Source organism: Achromobacter sp. ACM01, from assembly GCF_014851745.1.
GTDB lineage: Bacteria > Pseudomonadota > Gammaproteobacteria > Burkholderiales > Burkholderiaceae_B > Achromobacter > Achromobacter aegrifaciens.
Genome location: NZ_JACVAF010000010.1, coordinates 122,563 through 130,754 on the forward strand (window position 1 = coordinate 122,563; position 8,192 = coordinate 130,754).

At 58.4% G+C, this 8,192-nt stretch carries 9 protein-coding genes and 1 tRNA gene; 3 read left to right on the plus strand and 7 right to left on the minus strand.

All coding sequences use genetic code 11. The features are described from left to right. Window positions 1-205: 205 nt before the first annotated feature. From IB268_RS29770 to IB268_RS31215, 3 genes are read right to left on the minus strand one after another with little or no spacing between them, the layout of a single operon-like run. A complete protein-coding gene (locus IB268_RS29770) occupies window positions 206-1,105 on the minus strand; it encodes a recombination-associated protein RdgC (RefSeq protein ID WP_192355244.1) in 900 nt (299 codons plus the stop codon). Between the two features lie 16 nt (window positions 1,106-1,121). After that, window positions 1,122-1,289 carry a hypothetical protein gene (locus IB268_RS29775; RefSeq protein WP_165867935.1) on the minus strand — a complete coding sequence of 56 codons (168 nt, stop codon included), beginning with the start codon at window positions 1,287-1,289 and terminating at the stop codon, window positions 1,122-1,124. After that, window positions 1,289-1,414 carry a hypothetical protein gene (locus tag IB268_RS31215; RefSeq protein ID WP_255510304.1) on the minus strand — a complete coding sequence of 42 codons (126 nt, stop codon included), beginning with the start codon at window positions 1,412-1,414 and terminating at the stop codon, window positions 1,289-1,291. Before IB268_RS31215 ends, IB268_RS29775 begins: the two co-directional genes overlap by 1 nt. Before the next feature lie 233 nt (window positions 1,415-1,647). On the opposite strand from IB268_RS31215, the gene IB268_RS29780 reads away from it, so the two are divergent. From IB268_RS29780 to IB268_RS29790, 3 genes are all read left to right on the plus strand, one after another. Beyond that, a complete protein-coding gene (locus IB268_RS29780) occupies window positions 1,648-1,857 on the plus strand; it encodes a cold-shock protein (protein ID WP_054451283.1) in 210 nt (69 codons plus the stop codon). A 353-nt stretch (window positions 1,858-2,210) separates the two neighbouring features. Further along, window positions 2,211-2,975 carry a class I SAM-dependent methyltransferase gene (locus tag IB268_RS29785; RefSeq protein ID WP_118934010.1) on the plus strand — a complete coding sequence of 255 codons (765 nt, stop codon included), beginning with the start codon at window positions 2,211-2,213 and terminating at the stop codon, window positions 2,973-2,975. Between the two features lie 499 nt (window positions 2,976-3,474). Then, window positions 3,475-3,864: a response regulator gene (locus IB268_RS29790; protein WP_118934011.1), complete on the plus strand. Its 390-nt coding sequence runs from the start codon at window positions 3,475-3,477 to the stop codon at window positions 3,862-3,864. Here IB268_RS29790 and IB268_RS29795 read toward each other — a convergent pair. The 4 genes from IB268_RS29795 to IB268_RS29810 form a co-directional block, all read right to left on the minus strand. Further along, complete coding sequence (locus tag IB268_RS29795; protein ID WP_192355245.1) at window positions 3,858-5,039, minus strand: nitrogen regulation protein NR(II); 1,182 nt, start codon at window positions 5,037-5,039, stop codon at window positions 3,858-3,860. The genes IB268_RS29790 and IB268_RS29795 overlap by 7 nt on opposite strands. A 334-nt stretch (window positions 5,040-5,373) precedes the next feature. Then, window positions 5,374-5,556 carry a hypothetical protein gene (locus IB268_RS29800; protein WP_175214214.1) on the minus strand — a complete coding sequence of 61 codons (183 nt, stop codon included), beginning with the start codon at window positions 5,554-5,556 and terminating at the stop codon, window positions 5,374-5,376. 361 nt (window positions 5,557-5,917) lie between these two features. Further along, window positions 5,918-6,038, minus strand: a tRNA-OTHER gene (locus IB268_RS29805). Window positions 6,039-6,759: 721 nt separating this feature from the next. Beyond that, on the minus strand, window positions 6,760-7,467 hold the full coding sequence (locus IB268_RS29810) for a hypothetical protein (protein ID WP_175214213.1): 708 nt from the start codon (window positions 7,465-7,467) through the stop codon (window positions 6,760-6,762). Between the last annotated feature and the right edge of the window lie 725 nt (window positions 7,468-8,192).

The following is an 8,192-nucleotide window of genomic DNA, read 5'->3' on the forward strand; positions in this document are numbered from 1 at the left end:
ATTGACTGGAAATCGGCACCGCCAAGCGCGTCTTGGTGGGCAATGGATGCAGATGGGAAGGCGCACTGGCATTTCAAACCGACGCTTGAGCTAGGATTGCAGTATTGGTTCTCATTACCTATCCGTGCGCCGTCCTTTGGATATGACGGTGATTTTCGAGAGTCATTGCGAGTGCGTCCCGTAAAGAGATCTTGAATTGCTGCTGTCAGATCCGCTTTTCGCCACCTAGGACATAGACCAGCTCGGCCATCATCTTGGCCAGTTCGCCCGTCATCAACATCATGTCGCAATCGAATTTCTCGTCGTCGTTGGCGGCCACGCCTTCATTGCCTTCCTTCAGCACGTCGAGGGGAGACACGCGCTTGATGTCCAGTCCTTCGGTGAGGACGAAGGAAATGCGGTCAGCCCAGGTCATGGCGAGACGGGCGCATTGCTTGCCGGACTGGATGTGGCGGCGCACGTCGTCGGCGTCGATGGAATGCTTGATGTAGCGGATAGCTGCGCCGCTTTCGCCGGATGAGCGTAGCTCGGTGTCCTGGTCGATGCTGAAGTTGGCCGGGGCCTCGTCCTCGGCGAGCCAGCCGGTCATGGCGGAGGCGGGCGACTGGGCGACATAGAGGTTTTCCAGCGGGAACGGGTCGATGCACTTCGCCAGGATGCCGATCACCTCATCGGCCTTGCTGGAGGTTGCCGCGTCGATCACCAGCCAGCGGTTGAGCGGATCAATCCACACACGGGTATCGCGGTAGACGCTGAAGGCGCGGGGCAGGAGTTCATCCATCACGCGCTCCTTGATTTCCTTCATCAGCTTGCGGCCGACCTTGTTGCCTTGCTGCTCTTCGATTTCCTGGGCGCGGAACTTGGCCGCCTGGTTGATGACGGTTCCGGGGAGCAGCTTCGTTTCCGCGCGCAGGGTCAGCAGGATCTGACCGCCGACAACGTGGGCGAGTCCTCCGTTCTCGCGGGGCGGAACCCAACCGATGGACTGCATTTCCAAATTGTTGCCCGGATGGAATGCCTGGCGAGCCAGAGCGTATTCAAGGTCATCGCCGAACGGCAACCAGGCGGCGGATAGGCGGTAAATCTTCAGGTTCTTGAACCACATGAGAGGGGTCTCCGGTTTATCCCTTGGCGGCGTAAGCGGTATTGCCGCAGTCCTGGGCTGTGATGGTGGATTCGTCGGCTTGCTGTCGCTCGCCATAGCCAAGCAGGGCTACGGCGATGGCGATAACGCAGAAGGTGATGTTCATGAGCAGTTCGCCATAGACGCGCAGAATTCGGCGGATCATTAGGGGCTCCAGGGATCGGCCGCGACATAGCGGCGAGTGAAGTAGTTGCCGATGGGGACCAGGACTACCGCCACCAGGGCGAGCAGCGCCAAGCCCCACCAGATGGCGGGGATAGTTGAGGGCATGGAGATTTGCGCGGTGTGCGCGGTGGTGGGTGGGCTTCGGGGAGCGGGCCGGTAGCCCGGTGAATTCCTGAAAGTCACTTTCAGCGCCGGTGACGTCGCAGCGCCGGCCGCTCTCTGAAGCCACGAAGAATGGGATTCAGGGAGTGTGTTAATTCGTAACAGCTATATCTTTGTTGCGGCTAATCATTGATAGTGGCCGCGGGAACATTTTCCCTGCAAATCTAGGACTTACATTGAAGATTGAAACTGGTATCGTGAAGTGGTTTAACAACGACAAGGGCTTCGGCTTTATCATGCCGGAGCTGGGTGGCAAAGACCTCTTCGCCCATTTCTCTGAAATTCAGGGTGATGGCCACAAATCTCTGGAAGAGAACCAGCGTGTCTCCTTCGTGGCCGGTCAAGGGCAAAAAGGCCCCACGGCGACGATGATCAAAGCGATTTAATCGGCAGCTTGCCCTAAGGCGAGCTGCTTGCGGTACAGGGGCTGGATCCATTGAAACAGTGGATCCGGCCCTTTGGTTTTGTGGGCAACAGGTTGCATTGGGCCGATGCCCCGTTGCCCGCTTTTGAATCGAAGCGGCTTGCTGAAAGGTTGAAGGGGCTTTCTGCTCCAGCACTTCTTGGTGGAGGTCGCTTTTTTTCATTCTCATCGACATCCGTCTGGAGATTCGATGGTGGTTCAGCGAAGCTTGACCCACCGTTCTCGCTTCCATGTAAGACGTTGTCTTCTGCCGCCAAGTTTGTATTCATGGCCAAGTCACGTAAGGTAGCCTACTTATCTTGACATGGAGAAGAAATGCCAAATAGGTACGGAAAACTCGCTTCCTGGATCTACCACCTAGATAAGCCCATTGGCCACTCATTCGGCGACCTGGAATATTATCGGCAGCGCTTGACCGGGTGTGATGGCCCGATCTTGGAACCTGCGGTCGGCAATGGCCGGATCTTCATACCGATGCTTGAGATGGGGCTAGCGATGGAAGGTTTCGACGCGTCGCAAGACATGCTCGACTACTGTAGGCAGGAGTGCCTAAGTAGAGGTCTTGCTCCAGCGCTGACCTGTCAGACATTCGAACAATTTAGCTACGATCGACGCTTCGCGTGCATTGTCATGCCGGCGGGGTCGCTGCAGTTGATTACAGAGACCGCTTCGGCAATGGCCGTGCTCAAGCGGTTTTGGGATCATCTACTGCCCGGTGGCAGGCTGATCGTAGATATTGATCCCATCAAGAGCCTCATTGGAGAGGCGAGCTCCGTGCGCAGTTGGGCGGTGGATGGCAGCGATTTGCTGACGCTGACCAGTCATCGGGCCGAGATTGATTACATCAAACAAACAACCCTTGATCATCTGCGCTACGAACACTGGCGGGATGGAGCGTTGCTGTCGGCAGAACTTGACCTATTCCATTTGCGCTGGTGGGGTGTCGAGGAGTTGGCTCTCGCATTGCGGGAAACTGGATTTGTAGATGTGGTGGTGTCGGGTGACTACCAGCATGGACGCCATCCCCGCAACGGCGCTCGGATCATCAGCTTTGAGGCGAGTCGCCCGAGTCGTATTTGACCTAACAGAGCAATGCAATCGTAGTCCGCTTCTGGTCGGCAGTTGATCCTCTACATCTGCTCATTTGCATGTGGATCTGCGCGGTGTGTGCGGTGGTGGGATTCGGAGAGCAGGCCGGAGGCCCGATCATCGCTTCACGTTGGAAAGTAACTTTTGCGCCGGTGACGTTGCTGCGCCGGCCTGCTCTCCGAGGCCGCCCCGATGATCGGGGCAGGTTGGGTAGGTCTTTCAGGTCGCCGTTGCGGTCCTGCACGTTGAGAATGGGCGCGAGGATGTCGAGCAGGGCTTCAAGAAACTCTTGATTAGGCAACAGCGCCTGCCGATACCGTGGATGCCATAGACAGGCATGAGACTTGCTGCTATCGAGCGACGGCGTAACAGGCCAAGAAGAGCGCCAGTTCGCCCTTCGGCGGTGCCAACAAACAAGAAATCCCGCCACGCGTGCGAGCGGGGCGACTGCAGCTGGAATCTTCGCCCGCTGCAAACCGGATTACGACACATGACAGACGCCAAACCTTGCGCAAAGCAGAAGGTTGTACTCGTCGTGGATGACGACTCTACCGCCCGGTGGATTCTCGCGGAGATCTTGGCGGGAGAAGGTTATGTCGTCGTCGAGGCAAGTAATGCTGATGATGCGCTGGTCTGCCTTGGCGCGCGCGCCGACATTCGCGCGGTCGTCACGGATATCGAGATGCCTGGCTCTATGGATGGTCTGGAGATGGCGGAGCTAATACGCGGTCAATCCCCAACAATTGCTGTGCTTTTGACGTCTGGGCGTCGTTACCCGGCCACCGATGCGCTTCCACCGGGGACGAAGTTCATCCAGAAGCCTTGGGCCGCGGATGATCTGATTCGTTTGCTGGAAACAGTGCTGTGTTGCAGCTACTGAGGGGGGCAGACCTTCGGAAAGTAGAGGGTGAACGTCGTTCCCCCTTCGGAAGAGCTGACCACATTGACATGTCCTCCCGTTTGCGAAACGTACCCGAAAACTTGGCTCAGCCCTAACCCCGTTCCTTTCCCTTCCGGTTTGGTGGTAAAGAAAGGTTCGAAGATGTGATGCAGAACCTCCTGGGGAATACCTTCGCCGTCGTCTGCAACGCTCACAACTACAAATTGGCCTGTGACTATGGGGCCATCCCCATCCGGGCGCGAGTCGGCACAATTGACGGTAATTTTTACATTGCCGCCGAAAGGCATTGCGTCTCCAGCGTTGACCACCAAATTTAGCAGTGCGTTTTCTAGCTGGCTGACGTCGGCGCATATTAGGCATGGTTCGCTAGGTAGATGGTATTGCACCCGAACCGCAGACCCCAGTGTGGCTTGGAAAATCGGTTTCATTCCTTCGACACATAAGCCCACGTCCACGTTGGACGGCTCAAGAGGCTGACGGCGCGCATATGCGAGCATCTGTTGCGTTAGATGAGTTGCGCGCTGCACCGTATCCGCAATTGCATTGAGGTACTTGAGGCGCTTTTCGGGAGCGAGTTCGGTATTGCGCAGCAATTCCGTAGCGCCACCGATGACTGAAATGAAATTGTTGAAATCGTGAGCCAACCCACCAGTCACGCGCCCAAGCGCTTCCAGGCGTTGAGCTCGATGCAGGGCCAGCTGCGTAGCCTGTAGCTCCTGCTGGCTTCGTTGCTTTTCTGTGATATCCCGTGTGACCTTGGCGAAACCGATGAGGTGGCCCGAGCTATCCCGTATGGGGTCTATTACTACGCTGGCCCAGAATCGCGAGCCGTCCTTGCGCACTCGCCAACCTTCGGCCTCAAATCTACCTTCGTTCGATGCGATCGCCAAAGCCTGCTCTGGCACGCCTGCAGCCCGTTCTTCATCTGTGTAGAAGCGGGAGAAGTGTTGTCCGATGATTTCGGCTGCTTCGTAGCCTTTGAAGCGCTGGGCGCCAGCATTCCAGCTTGCGACGAAGCCATTGGCGTCGAGCAGAAAAATCGCATAGTCGAGAACGGCCTCTACCAGAAGCTTGTAGCGGTACGGTTCATCCTGTAGGACCAAGCTGCTAAGGTGAACAGTATTCCCTTGTTCCGGGGGCTCAACGGTGCTCATCATTGCTCCGATTCGCGATGCTGGGGTGATCAATTATTAAACGGCGAATGCTGTCTTGCAACGGTGTTTCGCTGACACCGTCCCTTCTCAAAAATAGGAACCAAAGTAGCGGGAAACTTATCTGTCTGCGTCCTGTTGCGGCGCAGGTGAATGGTGGGGATGATCGTTGCCAGCCCGGCTGGGTGTGACCACGCTTAAGAAGCCCAGGCACACAGGTTCCGGGGGGCTTACGCCTAGTTGTCCTGTTTCGTCCTTCCTTCTTTACTGGAGCGAGGGCCGGGGTAGGCCCGCTCTCCGAATTCCCCCGACCGCCTGAGGCGCAGGGGGAGGCTATTTAGCTGGCCAGGCGGTCTTTGAACTTTCCCATCGAGCACTGCATCGTCTTGCCGCCGCTTCGATACTCGACGGTATAGCCGAGGCCGCGACGCTTGATCGCTGTGACGTTGGCGCCGAGGGGCTTCCCGCGCGGGGTCGAGGGTTTCAGGGTGTAGGTTTGGCCGACGGTAATTTCGGACATAGATTCCTCTGGGATGATCGGCGCCGACCGGGCGCCACGGGTTGAAAATCTGGCTGCTGCGCGCGTTACCAGTGATTCGCCTTGGCGATCACGTGCAGGACGTTGAACAGGGCCGCGCCGAACTGGCGCAGCGAGTGCGTGAGCATTGCGAACATGATGGATGTCCTCGGGGGGGAGGTGGAGGGAAAAGGCCACTCAGGCCGGCGCACCTCGTCGCCAGGGGCGCGCCTTTCGTACAAAGTTGGCCCCCCCGGTCGGCGAACTGCCGAGGGGGATGCGCCGGCCTGAATGGCGGGAAGGGGGATGGGCCGGCCGTCGCCGCGCTCCTAAGAGCGAGCGCCCGAAGGCGCTTCACCATCATCGGGTCGGGCTGGATTCGAACCAGCGAGGCATGCCTGCCTTCGGATGCGTCTGGGGCGCGACCCCTTGGCATTGCCGAACCTCCGGGACGCCGGGCGCTCTGTCCACTGAGCTACCGACCCGATGATGGTCCCCGTCTTTCCGGGGTGTCTGGCGCCGCGTACCACCACGACACTTCGCGCAAGCTTCTGCGCGCTGCGGGGGCTGGTGACACAGCGACCCGCTACCGATTGCTGCGATGGGCTATCGGCGTTGACCTACCGTTGCCACCCATTTACCCGTGGGCGGTCAGCCGCAACTTGCTGAGTTGGCCGGGTCCGTTCAAAGTCAGGCAACAGCGCCTGCCGATACCCCGCACGCGGGGCATGAGCCGGAGGTGTCAGGATCTCCGGGAAGTGAAGTCTTCTCGGATTTCTATGTAGCGGATTCTCTATGTGCAAATGATTGAAAGGCTGGCTACGATATTCGGCGACTCCGGGGGGGCAATATGGAAGATTGGAATCGTCGTTTTGGAGCAGCCATTCGCCGTGGGTTAGAGCGAGTGAGCGCAGAGCATGAGAGCTGTCGCGCCGCATTCTCGCGGATCGGACTCGCGTCCAGTGGCGCGGCTGCGATCCGGGCTGAGGATATTTGGGTTCTGGAATGCTGGCGATTTGCGAGTCTATCCGCCTCGGCGCAGTGCATAGATGTGCATGAGCTTCTGTTAAGACTTGGCGCAGGGTCCGAACGCGAGTTAACTGAACTACTCAACCACTTTCAGGAAGGCTCCAATTCTGGCAACAGATACGACGCCTATGTTTTGGGTCGGATCGTTGAGGAATAAGTAGATAAGCGCCGGGACTGTCAGTCGTCGTACTGCTCGGAAGCGGCCGATTCCACGTCATCCGGATCCATGTCGAACTCGAGGCGGGTGCGACCAACGTACAGGGCGAGTAGCGTGGCCTGGAAGCCGCCGACCGCGTTCGGCAGGGACGAGGGGGTCACCTGATTGCCGTTCAAGCGCAGCGAATAGCATTCGCCTTCGGAGGTGAATGCAAGCTGGTAATCGGCGCCGAATCTGTCTATGGGTGCATCCCCGTAGCCGCGCGACTTGCGTGTCTGACTGTCGAGAGAGAGGTGCTTGTATCCGTACGACGATTCTTCAAGGTGAGCAAAGAATTCGGCGTGCCCATCGACGTGCAGACCCTCGCGTACACCCTTCATCAGGTCAGACAGCTTGACTGTGGCCGGCACGTCCGGCAGCACACTAGCGGCTGCTTCGGCCAGGGCGGCGTTTATGGTCGCTGCATTCTGGCCGTGGACCGCCGCGCGTAGGGCTTCGTTCAAGACGTGCTGGAACTTCGCCACGTCTGCCACGTGAAGGCCATGGGGCATTGCGCCAGCAAGTTGCTCCTTCAGTGCGGTGCGGAAAGTGCTGCGATAGCCTGTGGCGTCATCAATGGCGCTGGTGATGGCTCCAATGATGTGCTTGTCCAAAATGGGCTGGAGCTTCTCGGGGGCGAGTGCCTGGGCCAGCGCTGCTTCCAGGTCGATAGTGACTTTCAGTTCCATGGGATTCCTTTGCGTGGGCATGCGCAGGGGTGGGAAGGCTTCGGTAAGCGCCGCACGCGGCGCTGGCCGAAACCCGCTTTTCAGCGGAATCGGAAAGAGGCCGGGGTTATCGTCGCCACGCCCGGCTGGGCGTTGCCTGGCCGCGGTGGGCCATGCACACAGGGCCCCGGGGCGCTGGCCCCTGGGGTGGTCCTGTTTCGCCCGTTCTCCCTCGCGGGGGCGGGCGGCCTCGGTTGTTAAAGAGCGGTACTGCTGGTGCTGCTTCCAATGCCCATCCGACTTTGTGGCGGTAACGTCCTCTCGCTGGGAGACGAGGCCGAGGGCTTGTTGCTGCGCCGTGTCTGCAGCGCATGGATGTAATGTGCCACAAGAAAAACTAGTACACAAGAAAAACTAGCAAACAAAGTTGTAACGGCTACGCCGAGACGCAGAAAAACCCGCTCAAGGCGGGCTGTGGGGAAGGGTGGCCTAGTAGGCTGGCTGGCCCCAGAGGGCCAGTACCAGCACTACCACCACCCAGATGATGAACTTCATCATGCTGGCTCCTGCATCTGGGCTTTATTGCCCAGGTACATGGAAAGTCATGATCAAGTGTAGGTGACCTGCTCCCCGTGGTTAGTACGAAATCGATGTAGAGTCCGTTCACAAAGGAACGGCAATGAAGAAACGATTTACGGAAGAACAGATCATCGGGGTGCTGAAGGAGGCCGAGGCAGGGGCCAAGG

Excerpts from the sequence above, each read along its gene's own strand:
- IB268_RS29785 (WP_118934010.1), top strand. The coding sequence starts at position 2,211 with ATGCCAAATAGGTACGGAAAACTCGCTTCCTGGATCTACCACCTAGAT.
- IB268_RS29775 (WP_165867935.1), bottom strand. The coding sequence starts at position 1,289 with ATGATCCGCCGAATTCTGCGCGTCTATGGCGAACTGCTCATGAACATC.
- IB268_RS29800 (WP_175214214.1), bottom strand. The coding sequence starts at position 5,556 with ATGTCCGAAATTACCGTCGGCCAAACCTACACCCTGAAACCCTCGACC.
- IB268_RS29770 (WP_192355244.1), bottom strand. The coding sequence starts at position 1,105 with ATGTGGTTCAAGAACCTGAAGATTTACCGCCTATCCGCCGCCTGGTTG.
- IB268_RS29810 (WP_175214213.1), bottom strand. The coding sequence starts at position 7,467 with ATGGAACTGAAAGTCACTATCGACCTGGAAGCAGCGCTGGCCCAGGCA.
- IB268_RS29795 (WP_192355245.1), bottom strand. The coding sequence starts at position 5,039 with ATGAGCACCGTTGAGCCCCCGGAACAAGGGAATACTGTTCACCTTAGC.
- IB268_RS31215 (WP_255510304.1), bottom strand. The coding sequence starts at position 1,414 with ATGCCCTCAACTATCCCCGCCATCTGGTGGGGCTTGGCGCTGCTCGCC.
- IB268_RS29790 (WP_118934011.1), top strand. The coding sequence starts at position 3,475 with ATGACAGACGCCAAACCTTGCGCAAAGCAGAAGGTTGTACTCGTCGTG.